Below are 17,513 nucleotides of genomic sequence, written 5' to 3'. Positions count from 1 at the left end.
CGAGTGGAGAAAATCACTCGCATGGTCGTACCGCGCGCCGCCGCTCGCGATTTCACGGGCCCGCGGCTCCACTACACTGCCTACCGTTTCTGGACCGAGCAGGTCAGCTTTTTCGGACCATTGCTGCAGCAGGCGATCAGGAATATATTCCGCAGACCCGAACAACCTTAAAAGGCATTCCTCGGCTCCGGCTTTGTGATCGTGATGAGCTTTCGCCGCGTAGAAGGCGAATAGTCCACGAAAAGCATCACGGGAAACGGCTGGTTTTGCCATTGCAATGTCCCCGCAGAATTGAATTCTCAACGAAGAGGGCACCTAAAGGGCGGCCTCAGGAGTTCACTAGGCTGATCTAAATAACACGTACTAAAACCCCTGCCGCAGCGTTGCCGTTGCTTCAGAACCCGGGTGTAAATAGATGCGAGATGAACGCCAGCCCCGGTGCTCAGGAGCATGCCAAGTTGACTCGCTTCTGCCAACAAGAATCTGACTACTGTCGGGAAAAATCGGCAATACCAATCTATGTCAGTTTATTTGACATACGCACCAAGCCGTTCGGCAAGCCAGGTATTAATGATCCATCAGGCACGTGCTCGACGAGTTCGGCAATTAGGTCATAGCAAAGGAAAGGGCCTCTGCGATGGTGGACGAACAACCCGAGGCACCTTTGGTGCGAAGGTCGGCGCCTCGCCTGTTTGCAGCCGCAGCTGGACTAGTGCTTTTACTCATAACCCCGATCGGCTCGCGGCGCGGAGCGGTGTGTTCAGTCCTTGAGACCGGACAAGGCGAGAGACAGCTGTCCCTTTGAGAGCCGCTGGTTTGGTGGCCCCTCGCACGGCATTGCCAATTCCGCTTCTGGCCCGGGGTTGACCTCAGCCCAGAGCGCGGCGATGTCCGCTTCCGAGAGATCACCCGACCAAGGGCATGCTGGCTGTCGACGGCAGCCTCTGACCCTTAACGGACTCCGGTCGTCCCATCCTCGAAGAGTCGACTTTACCGAAGTCACGTTTCCAAGCAGCCCGACGTGCTTGATTCAGATCAAGCAGTCCGTCGCGATTTTGCAGAATGCGTGTGACAACGTCGTAGAGCTTGCCCAGGGCAAAGTTGCGGGGGCACGGGAGCGACAGACATGCCGCTGTTGGCATATCTCTGGAAGGTCGGAGCGGCGTTGCTCTTACTTCTCTTTGCCACGGACTATTATCTTCCGAGGGCGTCCATCCTCGAACAGACATCGGTCGACCGACCAGCAATACGCATTCATTCCGATCGCAAATGGCCGGAGCAGATTGTCTTCGATACGCAATTGCCGATAATCGTTCCCGCGGCACCCTGCCGCGTCCGGTAACACGCTCGCCTGAATCCCTCGTCGCGACCAACGCCGCAGAACATTGCATGCTGCGGCCCGGCCTAGGCGACAAGTCCAGCCACACCCGCTTGCGATATTGCGGCAAGGGCAACTCGCCTGGTTCGGCTTTAGAACCTGGTAATCGGCGTTCGGATACGGTCCGGACGCCGATCCTGGCGGCACCTATTGGTACATCGCACAGACACCTCCTTGCCAGCGGAGGCACCTTCGTACGGCGCGGCGGGTCTGGCGCACCGTCGTCCTTGCAACGCAGACACCGTTGATCCGCGTTCTGCCCACTCCGCAGGCCGCCGCGACCGGCGTGATCAGGTTCTCCGATTGAGGAAGCGGCCCGGGCGTCATGCCGTGAGCTGAGGTCCCGATCATCAAGGTGAAGGTTGCGACAGCTAGCCATCTCATCATGATATATCTCCTTTTGATCAAGGTTCGGACGCGAGTGGTCCGTCATCCCGAGGAGAGGCGGTTACGCGCCGCTCCTAATCTCGCTCTGCCTATTGGCAGACGTACATGATGCCGTCTCCACCCTTGACGAGTGTGCCGGGCACGCAACTGATGCCATTGCGGGCGGCGTAGTCTGTCCAGCCGGTGTAGCCGTAGCTCCAGGGACCACCCGCATAGTGGGCGCGCACCGCGTACCAGGGGAGCCCTGTTGTGTCGGCTATATAGCCGCCGCGATAGAGGTGGCCACGATAATTGGAATACACCACCAGTCGTGTCGCTGCTTCAGTCTTCTGGACCGAGAGGGACAAGCCATCGTTTTCAGTCCAACCAAAAGAAAGCGAGACTGCACACGCGAATGCAGCAGCCACAGCACAAAGTCGTTTCGCGTTCATGATGGCCTCCAAGCCGGGCTAATCCGGCATCGTGAGGTTGGAGACTTCAGCGAGGCCCCTATTGCGCTAGATCAAGGGACAGCTCTGCTCACCAGAATCAATTTTATTGAAAGCGCGGCAGTTGCTGTCATTGCGACATGGATTGTGTCGTGCTGTTGCGGCGGCGATTCAAGTCCTGGTGTGGATCGAGCGGCTTCTAGCGCCGGCGGAATGCTGCATCTATTGGCGGCGTCATGGTTGCTAACCACCAAAGCCGCTTGGAGCCGTCGTTAATGGTGCACTGACCTTTAGGACAATACCGAGCGGTCGCACAATACCTGAGAATTCTCGTCGCCATGCGCGGCCCAATCCGGCACCGCAAACCGCGCGGTTGACAGGCCCTTGCCATCACCATTGAGCGGACAATGCTCATGCTTTCCTCCGTTTCCTTGCCACGTACGCACTCGCTCTCTGAACTCGGAATGAGGAGCGAAACGAATCCGATGATCAACTTCAGCAAATATACGTATCTGAGGGGCAGCGAGATTTACGGCGAGAAGGAATCCGCTGATTATGTCTACCAAGTCAAATCCGGCACGGTAAGAAGCTGCAAGTGGCTCCCGGATGGCCGCCGGCTAATTGGCGCATTTCACGTGGTGGGCGACATCTTCGGAATGGAGAATGGAAGTACCCACCGCTTCACACTACAAGCCGTCGTAGACACGACTGTCCGCCTGATACGGCGACAAAGTTTGAACGCAATTGCCGAGCGTGACTGTAAATTATCTAAGCAACTGCTCGACATGACAACCTGTAATCTCAAGCATGCGGAAGACCATGTTCTGCTACTTGGACGCAAGTCCTCGCCCGAACGGGTTGCAGCCTTCATCCTCGAAATGGACGAGCGGCTCGCTGTTGCAGGGATTTTGACGCTGCCAATGTCACGGCGGGATATTGCGGATTATCTTGGCCTGACGCTCCAGACTGTCTCGCGGTCACTATCGCATATGCGCGAGCTTGGCATCCTCGGCTTCGTCGGTACCAGCCAACGCCAGATCGTGCTCTTGGACCGTCAGCTATTCGCCGGCCTTGATCGTCAGGACTAGTAGCCAGATCGAAGGGAAAGCCCCTTCGCCATTAGATAATGCGGAAGCCCCGTTGTCGGGGCCTCCATTATGGGCGGAACCACGGTTCAGTAGCGAGCGGTGACCGGCGCGCCATAGCCGCCGAAACGATAGTTCAACCGAAGTGTGACCATGTCCACATCCTGGCTGACCCCGCTCCCGGTGAGGACGAACCCTCCGGGCGTGACCACGCCTGCGTAGCCGAAATTGTCACGACCCATCCAGAGATGGTCATACTCGATGCCGAACGACCAGTTCGGCGTGAAGCTGTATTCCCAGCCCACGCCCAGGGCACCACCCCAGCGCGTGTGGCCTGCCGAGGCGAGTCCGACCCCAGTGACGTTATTGAATACATCGAAGCGATTGCGCGTCACGGCGGCGCCGCCCTTCACGTAGAGCAGCGATGCGTTCCAAGCCCAACCGAGTTGGGCCGTAAACAGCCCGATAGCGTCGATCTTGCCTGTGGTCGAGATCAGTGGATCGATCAGGCTGACGCGCGTGTTCTTGATTTCGGCCCAATCGCCCTGCGCTTCCAGGCCGAGCACAAACTGATTGGTTTGCCAGCGATACCCGATCTGTCCGCCCACGAGGCCTCCGGAGCGATCGGCGCAACCACCTGCGACTGTCCCTACGGGCGTCAGGAAATCCACGCAGCCATGGCTCTGCCCCCAGCCTCCATTGGCGCCAACGTAGAAGCCGCTCCAGGTGTAAACCGCCGCCACCGGGGCTGGAGGCGGCGCTGTCTTGACCGCCATATCGGCGGCGATGGCCGGAGCCGTCATGTTGAGCGCCGCGAAGCCAATCGCAGCCATCGAAAGCCTTCTCATCGTCATGTCTCCTCGCTCTTTTTTGTCTAGAGATGCAAATGCAGACTGGCGTGCATAAGCATGGCGGAACATCCAGACGTTACGTTCGATGAGATCCTAAGCCCGTAACATAATGGCAACACTCAACAGCCGTCTATGTGCACGGAGACGTGCTTATTCAGCATCGGGGCCGGTATGTCGTTCAGTGTCTGGTAGTTCGTCGTCAAGCCAGGCTCGGATGCGGGCCGACGGAATAAGCCGCCGAGGGACGCTCGGATTGATCGTACCTGCAAATACAGCGAGGCCTTCGTCGAGCTTTGCACGAACGAACGCCTTGGCCTCTGCTTCCGTAGCGAAGGTCCTCGTTTGCCGAGGGCTCCGTTGCTTCGGCAGCGTTCCGCGTTTGCGGACTTCGAAGGTGACATACCAGGTTGGTGTCATCGCAGGCACTGTGAATGGACAGCCCGGCTCACCCTTGATCCACGTCAATGTCGCTCATCTCTAAGCGCACACGCTATTCGTAAGCCGTAGGAATGCGTGGCTTCCGCTACCCTTAGAGGAGCACCATCATGAAACCTAAGATAAAGTCAGTGACGCTTACCGGCATCGCTGCCAGCGCCCTTCTGGCACTTGCAGGTGTTACGCTTAATTCTTCACCGGCACAGGCAATCGTCTATTGCCAGTACGTCGATTATCCGGGGGGGTGCGTTGCCCGGGCCGGCGTAACCCTGAGGCCGCGCCCCGTTGCGCGCGCTGCAGTCCGTCATAACGTCGGCGGCAACGCCAATGGTGGCGTTAATCGCGTCGGAGCGCGTCGATAAAGTGATCTGTTTGCGGGCCACTAGTCTTGGTGTGCAAACCAACCTCGTGACCCGCGGCAGTATTCAGAACCACTTCTCGGCCATGCAGCTTACCTCCCCTACAGGTCGGCTATTGGCCCGAACGCGAAGTCTAGGCAGCGTCCCGGGTGGTCGGCTCATAGGGTAGACCGGAAGCAGCCGGCCGGCACTCCGAAGGGCGGTTATGACCCACCGCCGCCCTGAGCCACGCACCGCATTCGCACCGCAGCATATGCAGCCACAGAATGCCGCGACTAGCGAGACGTGATACGATGCGCCTTCGTCCTCACGCTGTGATGAGGGTCGAATGAAACGGCGGGAGTTCATAGCTGGCACTGCGGCGTTGCTTCTTTCGCCACGTTATTCGCGCGCGCAGGGAAAGCGTCGTCGGCTTGGCTTTCTTGCTGTAGGTGATGGAAGCGCAAAAGCTCTTAATCAAGCCGAGCTTGTGCTTCTTGATGCGCTGCGCAGCATCGGATGGATCGAGGGTAAGAATCTCGTAATCGAGTATCGATTTTCCCATCCCTCGGATCGACTGGCGGCTTCTGTCGCCGATCTGATTGCCCTTAGCCCCGAACTGCTCATCGCTCCCGGGCCGCAAGCGGCCGTAGCGCTGAAGTCGGCCACCACCACCATTCCGATTGTATTCGTAAGTGTGGCCGATCCCGTGAAGCTTGGCCTTGTGCAAACCCTGGCGCCCCCCGGAGGCAACGTGACGGGCCTTTCGACAATGGTCGGACGACTTCCTCGCGAAACGTCTCGAAATCCTTCGAGAACTCGTTCCCGGCGCCTCGAAAATCGCACTCTTGGTCAATCCGGCCAACCCAATGCAGAAGCTATATCTCGCAGAAGACGTACCACGAATAGGGCAGGAGCTCGGGGTGACTTTGGTGCCGGTCGAAGCGGCCACGGCCGACGAGCTCGACGCCGCGTTTGCGTCCGCTGCCGCCCAGAACGCCAACGCGATCATCGATTTTGGCGATACGCTCACCTATGTCCAGGCTTCGCGGATTTTCGCGCTCGCAGCAAAGTATCGCCTGCCGGCAAACTATCTGTTCAGGCACTATGCCGATGGCGGACTGTCTGTGTACGGAGCCGACGCCCGAGATCTATTCCGCCGTGCGGCGGGCTACGTGGACAAGATACTCAAAGGCACTAAGCCTTCTGACCTTCCGGTAGAACGGCCAACCAAATTCGGGCTCCTGATCAACATGAAGACGGCGAAGGCGCTCGGTCTCACTGTGCCGCCCTCGTTGCTAATCCGCGCGGACAAGGTGATCGAATAGAGACCTTAATTGCGGCATTGCGGCGGTGCATGAGTCCGCTTCTGGCCACAGCCGACCTACCGCGTGCAGCCGTTCCAGGGCCGCTTTTGACCCAGAGCGGACTCAGGGAGACCGGTGCGCAGCTCGCCTTTTGACCCGTCGCGGGCGACAGGCTTCGCACTCAGACGTGTATCAGGCGTGCCGGCCGTTTCAGCTATGGCCAAGGCGCACGTAAGACTCGCCCGGAAACTGCAAGAGGCATTTTCGCGTTGTATCAGCTGGCTTTGGCGTCGACGCGAGATGGAATTCGCGATGCCGCAGAGATTTGAGCATCCCCGCATCTCATGTTTCTTCGTCAAGAATTTTACGTACTTTCTCCGCCAGACCGCGAAAGGTGAATGGTTTGCTCAACAAGTTGATCCCCGCATCAAGCCGACCGTTGTGGACTATCGCGTTGCGTGTGTAGCCGGTTGTGAATAGGACTTTGATGGTTGGGTGCAAGCGCCTAGCGTGATCGGCGATATTTTTCCCGGTAAGGCCATCCGGCAATATAACGTCTGTGAAGAGAAGATCGATAGACCGAGAGGATTCAAGAAAGCCAATGGCCGAGGCTGCATCAGCCGCTTCGAAAACTTGATATCCCAGGTCGCGGAGCACACCGGATGAATACGCGCGCAAATCGTCATGGTCTTCTACAACTAGGATAGCTTCGTTACCCCTCAACAGCGCTGCGGTCGGGATGCTGCGATCTTCCTGCTTATCGGGTTCAGTCTGCGATCGAGGAAGATAGAGTTTGACCGTCGTGCCATGCCCCGGCTCGCTGTAAATCCGAATGTGGCCACCTGTCTGTCGCACGAACCCGTAAACTTGACTGAGTCCCAACCCAGTCCCTTTGCCTACCTCCTTAGTCGTAAAAAAAGGCTCGAAAACGCGATCGATGGTTGCGCTATCCATTCCGGTTCCGGTGTCCGTAACAGCGACCAAAACGTACTGGCCGGGAGGGACAGGCTCTGGCAGCGCGGCAACATACTCATCATCCAGCCAAGTGTTGCCGGTTTCGATTGTAAGTCGTCCTCCGCCGGGCATCGCATCTCGCGCATTGACCGCCAGATTGAGGATGCTGTGTTCCAGCTCGGATGCATCAGCAAAGGCGCTCCACAAACCTGCATTGCCCACTATCTCAAGTCTGATTTGCTCTCCTAAAGTACTCTTGAGCAGTTCGGTCATTCCGCCGAGCAAACGATCTACATTAATGGGCTTTGGATCTAGCGGTTGCCGACGTGAAAACGCTAGCAAGCGGGCGGTGAGCGTCGCCGCGCGCTGAGATGCATGATGCGCCATTGCCTGCGCTCGCATGATGCGTCCAAACTGTGGTGCATCGGTCATGCTCGCGATCTGCCGCCCGATGGTATCAAGACCACCCATGATAACCGTAAGCAGGTTGTTAAAGTCGTGCGCAACACCCCCGGTAAGCTGACCGATCGCCTCAAGCTTTTGGGCCTGGCGCAGGGCCGCTTCCGCCTCCGTCCGACGCGCGATTTCTTCCGCTACACGCTGTTCCAACGTCGCATTGAGTTGCTGAAGTCTCAAAGACGTTGCGGAAACGTCCTTACGGGCGCCATCGAGTGCGCGCGCAAGGTGCGTTGCGTGAGCCGCGGCCTCTGTGGCGGAACGTTCCCGTGCCAGTGCCATATGGATGCGTGCTTCGCTTTTCAGTAGCTCGATCAAAAGCGGCAGGCCGGACTCGATATTATTCCAGCGAATATCCATGTTTTTGCCGACGAACACCAACGTTGCCGCAGCGACCGAACGAGCAACGGCGGGAACGAGCGTGTTGGCGTCGGGAAAGGCTACTTCTCCGGAGAACTCGCAGCAAGTTGACGCGCGCCTTAAAAACGCTCGCCAAGACCGGCCACCGGGTAGCCGCTGGTCAAATCCCTGAGCTGGCGTAAAACTGCCTGTTTCTTCATCTTTCAAGAAAATGAGGAAGGCATCGGCTGCCATTTCCTTGGCTAGTCGCGCTGAAGCTTCCTGCCTTCCGCTGGCGCTGGCAAATCCGTTTAAAAGGTGAGCCCCGGCATCTCCCAATTGATCTACTCGGGAAAGACGCAAACGACCGCAGTGCAGTTGTGAAAGCCACTGAACTGCCCTTCCGCCCGGGCTATCTGACCGTGGGTGTTACACCCCGTCAACGGCGCTTCGGAAAAGCGCTCTTGCAGGCTTGAGAGTTCCAACCCGAACTCATCTCCCATCCGCAGCCGAGTAGCGACGCAATCAAAGAAAAGGGCAGCGGCTGGAGGACCGCCTAATGCATCCAACGCAGCATTTGCCGCCTGTTTCGCGGCAGAAACTGCAGATGCCGTGCTAGTCTTCATAATTCTTACAACTGATCCAACGGGGATCTCGGCGGCGCACATAACTGCGCCTTCAGTATCGACAGCCAGAGGTACCCGCAAGCGATGTTCAGCTCCGCTATCCACGCCGATAATATTGTGCAGAAAGAATGGTAACGGTTCCTTTCGATCCAATCTCTGATGAGTCTCTTGTGCGTGTTCTTCGAACGCTTCGATCGCTGGAAAGCCGTCAAGACTAACCACTCGCATGCCGTCACTCGCAGTGACGCGATAGGCGCGCGAAGCAGGGGTCCAGCCATGACTAACACCAACGCCCAGCGGCTTTGAGGAAAGAATTTCCAATGCCACCGCGGCGTCGGATATAACTTCTTCTCCACAAAATACAGTGGTCTTTTGAAATTGAGCGTTGTCCCCCGCGCCCCCACCAAAAAATTGATACTGACCCGCTGTAGCTAAGGTCAACTGATCCACCAAAATATCAGCATGACCAGCCAGAGCGTCAGCTAGAACGAGAGCAGCCCGAAATGGAAATCGCCCAGGCGGTGTCGGTGTAAACCTCGAAACTATCTCTTTGGCTGCCGCACTGGCATCCATCGCGAGGTTACGTCCAACGCTATACGAGAAGACCACATCGTCACCAACTAAGCCGAGGGCACACGCTGAGCCTTGTCCACTTGTCACGTTCGTAAATTCGCCGGCAGAGGAAGCTCCAACAACGATGGTATCGGGCAGCTCCCTTTTGATGGCGGAAAGCATCGCTCCGTGGTCATGTTGAGGAGCTGCAAATAAAATGAAGGCAGCAGGCGGTTTGCTTAGGGAATTCCGTATTTCGGTGGCCAAAAATTTACCTGCAGTCGAGCTATCGCTCGAATCCGTCGAGACTACCGACGCTTTCATTGTGTCCCCCAAAGCTGAACAACGGCAGTAAACACCCTCCGAAAGCAAAAGTTCCAAGTAGCTAAAAATATCGAGGGCTGCTGCGGGGAAGGCTCCAATATCCGCAGTCGCAATATGACTGCTCGAACGCTGGGGGATACATTGCTCTGTACAAGCAGGTTTTAGCCGGGGCCTGACCTATTTTTGCAAATGCTCAGGACCGCTTCTGTGAAGGGTTTCGGATGCCGGCCGCTGGCGTGACGGCGCGGCATATTCGGGCGGCCGGCGTCCGAAAGCCTCCAAGGGAGGAAACCGCGCATGGTGTGCGGGACTGGTGCGGCAGGCTCTATGGGGATTTGAGCGCTGCAGGCAAATTGACCGATTGAGTTTGAACCGGTGCAGCGAGCTGCGCGGCGGTGGCGCGGTCGATGATTGAGCGGTGGGCGGCGTCGAGCGCGATCAATGGTCGGCCGGTCGGCAACCGATGAGCGTTTGGACGCATGTCGCCGTGGCCAGTCGATGAGCGGCGGGCACGACGAGCAGCTTTGCCGAATGGCGGTTGCGAGGTCATGAGGTGTCGATCCTGATGGCGCTGGCTGGCGCGGTCGGTCGGTGGCGAGGCGTTGCGCCTCGCTCAAAGACCTCGATGACGATCATGCGGCCGCCGCAGCATGGACAAGTCGGCTTGGTTTGATCGGCGGCGACAGCCGTGGTGGGCTGGCCTTCAGAACTTGCAGCGGCGAGCAGCTCGCGCGCGCGTGCGACGTTGTCGGCGCAGGTCCCCCGTGCGAGCAGGCCGTAGTGGCGGATGCGGTGGAAGCCCTTCGGCAGCACGTGGATGAGGAAGCGGCGGATGAGCTCGTCCGTGGCGAGCGTCATCCGCTTTCGACGGTGGCTGCCCTCGATGCGGTAATCCTTCCATCTGAAGGTGACGCCGTGCTGGTCGAGGGCGATGAGGCGGCTGTTGGCGATGGCGACGCGGTGAGTATAGCGCGACAGATAGGCCAGCACGGCCTGTGGCCCGCCGAACGGACGCTTAGCATAGACGACCCACTCGGTCTTGCGGGAGGCTGCAAGCAATGCGGCGAAGGATTGTGCTCCGGCGAGATGAGCGTCGTTGCCGAAGAAGCTCAGGCGCCCGGCCTGGTGGAGGGCTGCAAGACGCTCCAGGAACAGCCGCCGGAACAGGCGTGAGAGCACGCGCACCGGCAGGAAGAACCCCGGCCTGCAGGACGCCCAGTTCCGGCCATCGGGTGAGATGCCGCCGCCGGGCACGATCATGTGCACATGCGGGTGGTGGGTCATGGCCGAGCCCCAGGTATGCAGCACGGACGTGATGCCGATCCTGGCGCCGAGATGCTTCGGATCGGCGGCGATCGTCAGCATCGTCTCGGCCGAGACCTTGAACAGCAGGTCGTAGATGGCAGCCCTGTTGTGATAGGCGATGTCGGCGATCCGGGCCCGCAGCGTGAACACGACGTGATAATACGGCACCGGCAGCAACTCGGCTTGGCGATCGGCGAGCCACTGCTTCGCCGCAGCCCCCTGGCACTTCGGGCAGTGCCGGTTGCGGCAGGAGTTGTAGGCGATGGACGTGTAGGCACAGTCCTCGCAGCGCGCGACATGGCCGCCGAGGGTTGCCGTGCGGCAGCTCTCGATCGCCGACATCACCTTCAGCTGCTCGAGGCTGACGTGGCCGGCATGGGCCTGCCGCCATGCCGGGCCACGGACGCGGAAGATATCCGCAACCTCCAGAGCCGGACGAGACACGCCGGGCTCGCGTCAGCCGGGCGGCCGGGCCTCCTTCAGCTTGACCGCGATGTGTTCCAGCGGGCTCATGACCTCGCTGATCGTCTTGGTGGCGACCCGGGTATAGAGCGCCGTCGTATCGAGCTTGGCGTGACCGAGCAGCACCTGGATCACGCGCACGTCGATATTCTGCTCCAAGAGATGGGTGGCGAAGCTGTGCCTCAGGGCATGCAGCGATACCCGCTTGTTGATCTCCGCTACTTGGGCGGCGGCATGGCAGGCCCGATTGAGCTGCCGCGTCGTCATCGGCTGCGCCGGGTCGCGGCCAGGAAACAGCCAGCCCTGGGGGCGCGCCACCTTCCACCAGGCGCGCAGCAGGTCGAGCAGGCTAGGCGACAGCATGACATTGCGGTCCTTGCCGCCCTTGCCCTGTTCGACGCGGATGATCATCCGTTTGCTGTCGATATCGGAGACCTTGAGCGAGACCACCTCGTTGGCACGCAGGCCCGCGCCGTAGGCCACGCTGAGTGCCGCCCTGTATTTGAGTCCGGGTGCCGCATCGAGCAGCCGCGCCACTTCCTCCACGCTCAGCACCACCGGCAGCTTGCGAGGCTCGTGAACGACATGCGTGTGCTCGATGATCTCATGGCGTTTGAGCGTGACCCGGAAGAAGAACCGCAGTGTCGAGACGGGCTGGTTGATGGTCGGCACGCCGACACCGCTAGATGCCAAATGGAGTGATAGCGCCGCACGTCCTCGAAGCTCGCCGTATCCGGCGATCGCCCGAGGAACGCCGAGAAGTTCTTGACCCTCTGCACGTAGTCATGTTGGGTCTTCGGCGCGAACTTGCGGATCGTCATGTCTTCGATCATGCGCCGCCGCAACGGGCTCATGGCCTCGTCGGTCATGGGGATGCTCCTGTCTTGGGTGAAGGTTGCGAACCCCTCATCTCAAGACAGGACGCCCCGTCGCGCTATCCCCTCAGCCTTGCTGTCGGCTGTCGTGCCCTACCGCGCGAGCGGTTTAGTCCTCTGGCTCTCTGCTGACATCCCCGGGGCACCTCCAACTGATGTGCGATAACCGCCCTTAGCAGACTCTAGACATCGAGCTTTTCCTGAGGGAGCTTCGCGACGAGTGGTTAGATTTGCTCAGATTTGGTCTGCCACAGGTGTTAACAAAGCCAATCACCGCGATGAATAGAACGCCATCGCGGCGTCTGCGTCCTTCCGTCTGGACAGGAGCTAGAGCCATGCAACTGCGACGCCGCATCAAACAAACCACATCCCTTGAAGAACGCCTAGCTGCAGAGGCCCGGCGGCTGCGCGAGCAAGCTACACTGCTTCCACCAGGCCTTGAGCGGGAACGTGCAATCAGCAAAGCACGGGTCGCTGAGACCGGCTCGCACATCAGTGAGTGGCTGCTGTCGCCCGGTCTCCGGCCACCGACGTAAACTGTCCTGAAGTGGAGTGAGCGGGAGCGACGGCCAGCCCTGAAGGACTGATTGGCTAGTCGTCCCAAACACGCTCCCCGCATTTGCATAAGAACAAGCGCACGCTACGGCCCGTCGTAGGATCAAGAATGTGCTCGACTAAACGAGGGAAGGAACCACACCGGGAGCATCTCGGCTGAGGCTTTTCCTTGTTGCAATTTTCGGTCGTTGACATCGGCTGATGCTAACAGGATGGGCTACCTCGATCAGTCCGACAAACTATGGGGTTGACCTCCCTTACGTCCTGCTTCGCGCTGCCCAAATCATCGAAAGGACTCCCATCGGTCAGAGATGGGAGACCAGAGGTAACCGGAAGCCGTTGAACCAATGGGGCAGCTCCGTACCAATACGTAGCCCGGTTCTTTTCTAATGCAGCCATAGCAAGGGGTGATTAGCTTGGTTTCATCATCGGCTCACCAACTTTGTCCGATGACTGTGAGCGGAAGACTCGCGCCCTCAGTCAGCGTGAGCCCCCATGCCCAAAAACTCCCCTCGTCCGATCTGCCCGAAATGCGGCAGGCCGATGCACTTCGTGATGGTTAAGACAGGCGGTCGCAAGTTTCGCTGTATCAAGTGTGACGACATCGACCCAATGCAGGTCCCGACTTTCAAGCATGGGCGAACAGCGAAGAATTGCGTCAACCGACGTGACATTGGCCTAGGTTGGGTCGGCGGTCTGGCCGCCTTCATTGTCCTCGAAGCTTGCCTCCTCGCGGTCGATTGGCTGGTCCCCAGCACGGAGGATGCATTGGGCGGTTCGGTTTTGCCCCCAGTTGGCGGAGCTGTCGCGACTGCCGTGACGAGGGCTAGTGACCTGGACGGTCCTCAAACAGCGCGGTTCATCCTCGCCCCAAGGCGTAATTGCTGATACTATATTACCTTACGGGGATTGGCGTCATGCACCGATATGTTGCGCGCTCAAACATAGACCATTACCTCGGCCTCCTCTATGCTCACGGTCTCAGCCCTCACGATCGTAGCGCTGTCACGATGTTGCTCGTGGCGGAGGGTGAAAAGCTCGGTTTCGTTCCTGAAGATCTAGAGTTTGCCGAGCTCAGAGCCGCAAGCGGTCGCGTAAGGGTGACGCGATTGAAAGCAGCCCGCGATGCTGACGCCTTCGGCACCCCGGAACGGGAGCGAGCGGACCGGACGGTTGTGAACGTCGAAAATACGCAAACTCAGCTTGAAGACATCTGCCACCGATTGCGTGTTGAGATATCATCGTCTCGCAAATAGCACCGTCGTTCAAATGGGTCAGGCGCTGCCGATTGCGGTAACATCAGACATGCGGCCTCCGAAGAGCCCTGAAGTCCAGGAGCCATAAAACACTCTGTCGAGGTCGCTTCGACGCGCTCTCCTGAGGGACTGATTGGCTACTCGTCCCAAACGCGCTCACCGACTTTCGGTCAGTGACATCAGCTGCTCTAACACACCGGGGTACCTTACGATGTCCGGCAAACTACGGGTAGTTCCATAGCGCAGCTAAGAACTAGCTACCCTGAGGGAGTAAACTTCCCCGGTCCTTAAGCGCTAAGGCTTAAGCAAGGGGCTGGAGCATTTGGCATGCCCGCTTGTGGCCCGGAGCCGTCTGTGAGGGCAGCGCAGAGTACGTCTGCTCTGCCCCCGAAGTCAGACGTCGACTTGTTCTGCTATCGCGAGCGCGTCGTCGACCTCGATGCCGAGATATCGAACGGTGCTCTCGATCTTAGTATGTCCCAGAAGTAGCTGCACAGCTCGCAGGTTGCCGGTTCGGCGATAGATCAATGTCGCCTTGGTCCGGCGAAGGGAATGCGTCCCGAACAGGTGCGGGTCCAGTCCGATGTCGGCGAGCCAGCGGGATAGGAGGCGAGCATACTGGCGGGCCGTCATAGGTCCACTCAGGCGTCGGCCGGTGAACAGATATTCTCCTGGCTTCTTGCCCGGTAAGCCGTAGGTACTCGTCGATTGCCTGCCGGGTCGATTCTGTCAGTTCAAATTTGACTGGCCGGCCGGTCTTCTTCTGTCGGACGGTCGCGCGGTCGGCCGAATATCCTCCTGGCGCAACGTCATCAACTTTCAAGGCTACGACGTCGCAGCCGCGGAGCTTGCTGTCGATGGCGACGTTGAACATTGCGAGATCGCGCGTTCGGCCTTCGACCTGGAGCTTGGTCAAGATTGACCAGACATGCTTGGGACGGAGCGGCGGCTTTGCACCGACGATCTTACCTTTGTTCCAGGGAACCTGCTTCGAGGCGGCGGTGGTGCTCGGGGTCGCGGTCATGTTGACCTCCTCATCTAGTGAGGCTGGTCATTTTCCGCCCGGAGCCCTTCCAATCCGGCGTCCGCTTATGGACGATTGGAGACGTACTTGCGTCCAATTCGAGCGATGGCAGGACCGGCTTTGACCCAAAGGCGACAATCGGAAGAAGGCGTCGATCGGGCCAAGCCGACGCCATTGAACCAGGGCGGACCTGCGCGAAACGGGCGCTGAGGTGCTTTTACGTCGTGGCAGAGGCGCAGATGCTTCGGGGTTGATCTCAGATATTTAGGAGGCAACAATGGAGTAGGCCCGAGGTTTTGCTCGATGATTGAATTCAAGCTGCCTGAGACACGGTATGCCCTGAACAGCGACGTTAGCGTCGCCTATCAAGTGACAGGCGATGGGCCGATAGACCTAATTGTGGTTCCCGGGTTCATCTCACACATCGAATTTCAGCACGAGTTGCCAGGATACACCGCTTTTCTGCGGCGGCTCGCGAGCTTCGCTCGGGTCGTGACCTTTGACAAGCGCGGACAAGGGATGTCGGACCGGATGTCGGGGGCGCCGACCCTCGAAGAGCGTATGGACGACGTCCGTGCCGTCATGGATACCATCGGCTCCGAACGCGCGGCCCTGATCGGGTTCTCCGAAGGTGGTTGCATGAGTATCCTCTTCGCCGCGACATACCCGGACCGCGTTTCCCATCTCATTCTAACCGGATGTTTCAGCCGATCCGCAGACCGCCTATCGGAAGAAGCGTGGGAGGCACGTCTTGAGCAGATTCTGAGGCTCTGGGGTACAGGCGAACTGACCAAATCTATCGCTCCCAGCGAGGCGGTCGATCCAGCTGTCATCGCGCAATATGCCAAATGGGAGCGGTTGGCGAGTAGTCCCGGAGCGCTGCGAACACTCCTACGGCTCAACCGCCAGATAGACGTCACCGCGATCCTACCGACGTTGCAGGTGCCGACCCTCGTGTTGCACAGCAAGGCGGATCTGCAAGTGCCGGTCGCCTTGGGCCGAAAGCTTGCAGCAGCGATCGCAGGCGTCAGATACATCGAGTATCCCATTGGCGACCACGCGGTTTGGACCTCCAATAATGAGACCGTACCCGGAGATATCGAAGAGTTCGTCACCGGCCGACGCGATCACGGCCTCCTCGAGTTTGAGCGCGTGCTGACCACCGTGCTTTTCACCGATATCATTGACTCCACCCGCAACGCGACTGCGATGGGCGACGAGCGATGGGTTCGTCTGCTCGGCGAGCACGACCAGATTGCAAGGGAGATGGTAAGCAAGCACCGCGGGAATCTGGTGAAAAGCACTGGGGACGGCGTACTCGCGACCTTCGACGGCCCTGGACGAGCGGTGCGCTGCGCGCTCGCGTTCGGATCGGCGGCAAAGCAGATCGGGCTCTCCGTTCGCGCCGGCCTCCACACTGGGGAAATCGAGATGAGAGGTAGTGACGTTGGCGGCGTCGCGGTGCACGCGGCCGCGCGCGTCATGTCGCATTGTGGATCCGACGAAGTTCTGGTGTCGCGGGTCGTCACCGACCTGGTGGCGGGAGCCGGACTGAAATTCGCCGAGCGCGGATCTCACGAACTCAAAGGGCTGCCCGGAAAGTGGGACCTGTTTGCGGCCAGCGGATAGTCACCCAAGCGACCTCCCATTTGCTTCTTAGCAGGCTGAGCGCAGCGGCCGCTGGACGTCACCTCCTGGCCCATCGCATCTTGGCGCAGTGCAACGGTAGGTCTGTAGTCGGGGGCACAGAAGAAGTGATCGCCTCCGGTGCGGACCGCCGCCTTTGACCCAAAGCGGACCTCTGTTCGGCCTTGTGGATTCTACGGTCCGGTATTTTCCGGACTACTCGGTGAGCTCTAAAGCTTATACTTTTGTCGTCTAATTGACTGCTTGAGCTTCCACAAAATTTCATGGCGTTGCCGAATCATACTCCGGGTTTCACTGCGGTATACACTATGTTGTGAAACGCATCAGCGTTGATCGATGGCAATTCTCGTTCGGCTTGGACGGTGTGACAAGAGCCGGCTCGGTGAAGGCCCGACTTGGGCTATTGGCAGTGCGCCGAGTGAAGACGCATATTGATGGCACTAAACGGAACATGTCGGTTGTCCAGGCTGATGTGGGGCAGGGATCCAAGTGAAAGCGCAGCTTCCGGACACACCCGATTTGGACTTACTTCATTCCGAATTTGCGCAGTGCAGACGGCAACTCGAAGATCTCAACGCAATGGTAAATTCGCTATTGGTGGCAAGCCCGGCTGATAATTCTGCTTTAGAACAAGCGGCTCGCAGGATGCGAGACATTGCTAAGCGCCTCGCGGACACAACGCGAGCGATTGCTAAAGCATCGAAAGCTTTTCCTAGAAAGGCCAATTGAGAGAAAAGGAATCGTCTGACAGCGTAGCGACTGAGAAACAGACGACGGCGGTGGCTTCGCTCACGCTGATTTGTTGCCTAGATCCCATTCCTGGTAGCCGCAGGTACAGCGATAAGAGACGGTGGCTGCGGCCCGAGATGGGATCTAGAAGCACGTTCACTATTTAAGTGGCGAACCGCACTTGAGGCATTTCGGCTCTA

General features: G+C 58.8%; 11 protein-coding genes and 3 pseudogenes. 5 read left to right on the top strand and 9 right to left on the bottom strand.

Annotated features, from left to right (window positions below):
• Together C7G42_RS33520 and C7G42_RS33505 are read right to left on the bottom strand one after the other, a co-directional pair.
• On the bottom strand, positions 1-273 hold a 273-nt coding region (locus C7G42_RS33520), incomplete at its 3' end, for a hypothetical protein (RefSeq protein WP_106952453.1).
• Positions 274-1,854: 1,581 nt separating this feature from the next.
• Positions 1,855-2,196 (bottom strand): hypothetical protein, encoded by a 342-nt coding sequence (locus C7G42_RS33505; RefSeq protein ID WP_106953102.1) that lies wholly within the window; start codon positions 2,194-2,196, stop codon positions 1,855-1,857.
• Between the two features lie 482 nt (positions 2,197-2,678).
• Here C7G42_RS33505 and C7G42_RS33500 point away from each other — a divergent pair, with 482 nt between their 5' ends.
• On the top strand, positions 2,679-3,281 hold the full coding sequence (locus C7G42_RS33500) for a helix-turn-helix domain-containing protein (RefSeq protein ID WP_502694249.1): 603 nt from the start codon (positions 2,679-2,681) through the stop codon (positions 3,279-3,281).
• Positions 3,282-3,367: 86 nt separating this feature from the next.
• Here C7G42_RS33500 and C7G42_RS33495 read toward each other — a convergent pair whose 3' ends face one another.
• A complete protein-coding gene (locus tag C7G42_RS33495) occupies positions 3,368-4,126 on the bottom strand; it encodes an outer membrane protein (protein ID WP_106953101.1) in 759 nt (252 codons plus the stop codon).
• Between the two features lie 548 nt (positions 4,127-4,674).
• Here C7G42_RS33495 and C7G42_RS36040 point away from each other — a divergent pair.
• The 3 genes and pseudogenes from C7G42_RS36040 (at position 4,675) to C7G42_RS36200 (ending at position 6,230) form a co-directional block, all read left to right on the top strand.
• Positions 4,675-4,926, top strand: coding sequence for a hypothetical protein (locus C7G42_RS36040; protein WP_106953087.1), 252 nt, complete (start codon positions 4,675-4,677; stop codon positions 4,924-4,926).
• A gap of 325 nt (positions 4,927-5,251) precedes the next feature.
• A pseudogene (locus C7G42_RS36205) lies at positions 5,252-5,617 on the top strand (ABC transporter substrate binding protein); the annotation flags it as partial.
• 133 nt (positions 5,618-5,750) lie between these two features.
• Positions 5,751-6,230, top strand: a complete 480-nt coding sequence (locus C7G42_RS36200; protein ID WP_283809877.1) for an ABC transporter substrate binding protein — start codon at positions 5,751-5,753, stop codon at positions 6,228-6,230.
• A 321-nt stretch (positions 6,231-6,551) separates the two neighbouring features.
• Here the strand turns inward: C7G42_RS36200 and C7G42_RS36035 are convergent, their stop codons facing one another.
• The 6 genes and pseudogenes from C7G42_RS36035 to C7G42_RS33440 form a co-directional block, all read right to left on the bottom strand.
• The gene (locus tag C7G42_RS36035; protein ID WP_245428129.1) at positions 6,552-8,213 is read right to left on the bottom strand and encodes an ATP-binding protein; all 1,662 of its coding nucleotides are present in this window, start codon (positions 8,211-8,213) and stop codon (positions 6,552-6,554) included.
• 89 nt (positions 8,214-8,302) lie between these two features.
• Positions 8,303-9,460 carry an FIST signal transduction protein gene (locus tag C7G42_RS33470; protein WP_106953086.1) on the bottom strand — a complete coding sequence of 386 codons (1,158 nt, stop codon included), beginning with the start codon at positions 9,458-9,460 and terminating at the stop codon, positions 8,303-8,305.
• Positions 9,461-9,785: 325 nt separating this feature from the next.
• On the bottom strand, positions 9,786-10,010 hold the full coding sequence (locus C7G42_RS34940) for a hypothetical protein (RefSeq protein ID WP_147250320.1): 225 nt from the start codon (positions 10,008-10,010) through the stop codon (positions 9,786-9,788).
• A complete protein-coding gene (locus C7G42_RS33465) occupies positions 10,007-11,209 on the bottom strand; it encodes an IS91 family transposase (RefSeq protein WP_106953085.1) in 1,203 nt (400 codons plus the stop codon). The genes C7G42_RS34940 and C7G42_RS33465 overlap by 4 nt, the downstream gene beginning before the upstream one ends.
• Before the next feature lie 12 nt (positions 11,210-11,221).
• A pseudogene (locus tag C7G42_RS33460) lies at positions 11,222-12,096 on the bottom strand (tyrosine-type recombinase/integrase).
• A gap of 2,210 nt (positions 12,097-14,306) precedes the next feature.
• A pseudogene (locus tag C7G42_RS33440) lies at positions 14,307-14,937 on the bottom strand (tyrosine-type recombinase/integrase).
• A 303-nt stretch (positions 14,938-15,240) separates the two neighbouring features.
• Here C7G42_RS33440 and C7G42_RS33435 point away from each other — a divergent pair.
• A complete protein-coding gene (locus C7G42_RS33435; protein ID WP_106953081.1) occupies positions 15,241-16,566 on the top strand; it encodes an adenylate/guanylate cyclase domain-containing protein in 1,326 nt (441 codons plus the stop codon).
• Positions 16,567-17,513 lie beyond the last annotated feature (947 nt).

Source organism: Bradyrhizobium sp. MOS003, from assembly GCF_003020125.1.
GTDB lineage: Bacteria > Pseudomonadota > Alphaproteobacteria > Rhizobiales > Xanthobacteraceae > Bradyrhizobium.
This window is presented reverse-complemented; position numbering and strand designations above follow the sequence as displayed.

Coding starts and splice junctions, on each gene's coding strand:
- C7G42_RS33495 (WP_106953101.1), bottom strand. CDS start 4,126: ATGAGAAGGCTTTCGATGGCTGCGATTGGCTTCGCGGCGCTCAACATG.
- C7G42_RS36040 (WP_106953087.1), top strand. CDS start 4,675: ATGAAACCTAAGATAAAGTCAGTGACGCTTACCGGCATCGCTGCCAGC.
- C7G42_RS33505 (WP_106953102.1), bottom strand. CDS start 2,196: ATGAACGCGAAACGACTTTGTGCTGTGGCTGCTGCATTCGCGTGTGCA.
- C7G42_RS33470 (WP_106953086.1), bottom strand. CDS start 9,460: ATGAAAGCGTCGGTAGTCTCGACGGATTCGAGCGATAGCTCGACTGCA.
- C7G42_RS34940 (WP_147250320.1), bottom strand. CDS start 10,010: ATGACCTCGCAACCGCCATTCGGCAAAGCTGCTCGTCGTGCCCGCCGC.
- C7G42_RS33435 (WP_106953081.1), top strand. CDS start 15,241: ATGATTGAATTCAAGCTGCCTGAGACACGGTATGCCCTGAACAGCGAC.
- C7G42_RS36035 (WP_245428129.1), bottom strand. CDS start 8,213: ATGGCAGCCGATGCCTTCCTCATTTTCTTGAAAGATGAAGAAACAGGC.
- C7G42_RS33500 (WP_502694249.1), top strand. CDS start 2,679: ATGATCAACTTCAGCAAATATACGTATCTGAGGGGCAGCGAGATTTAC.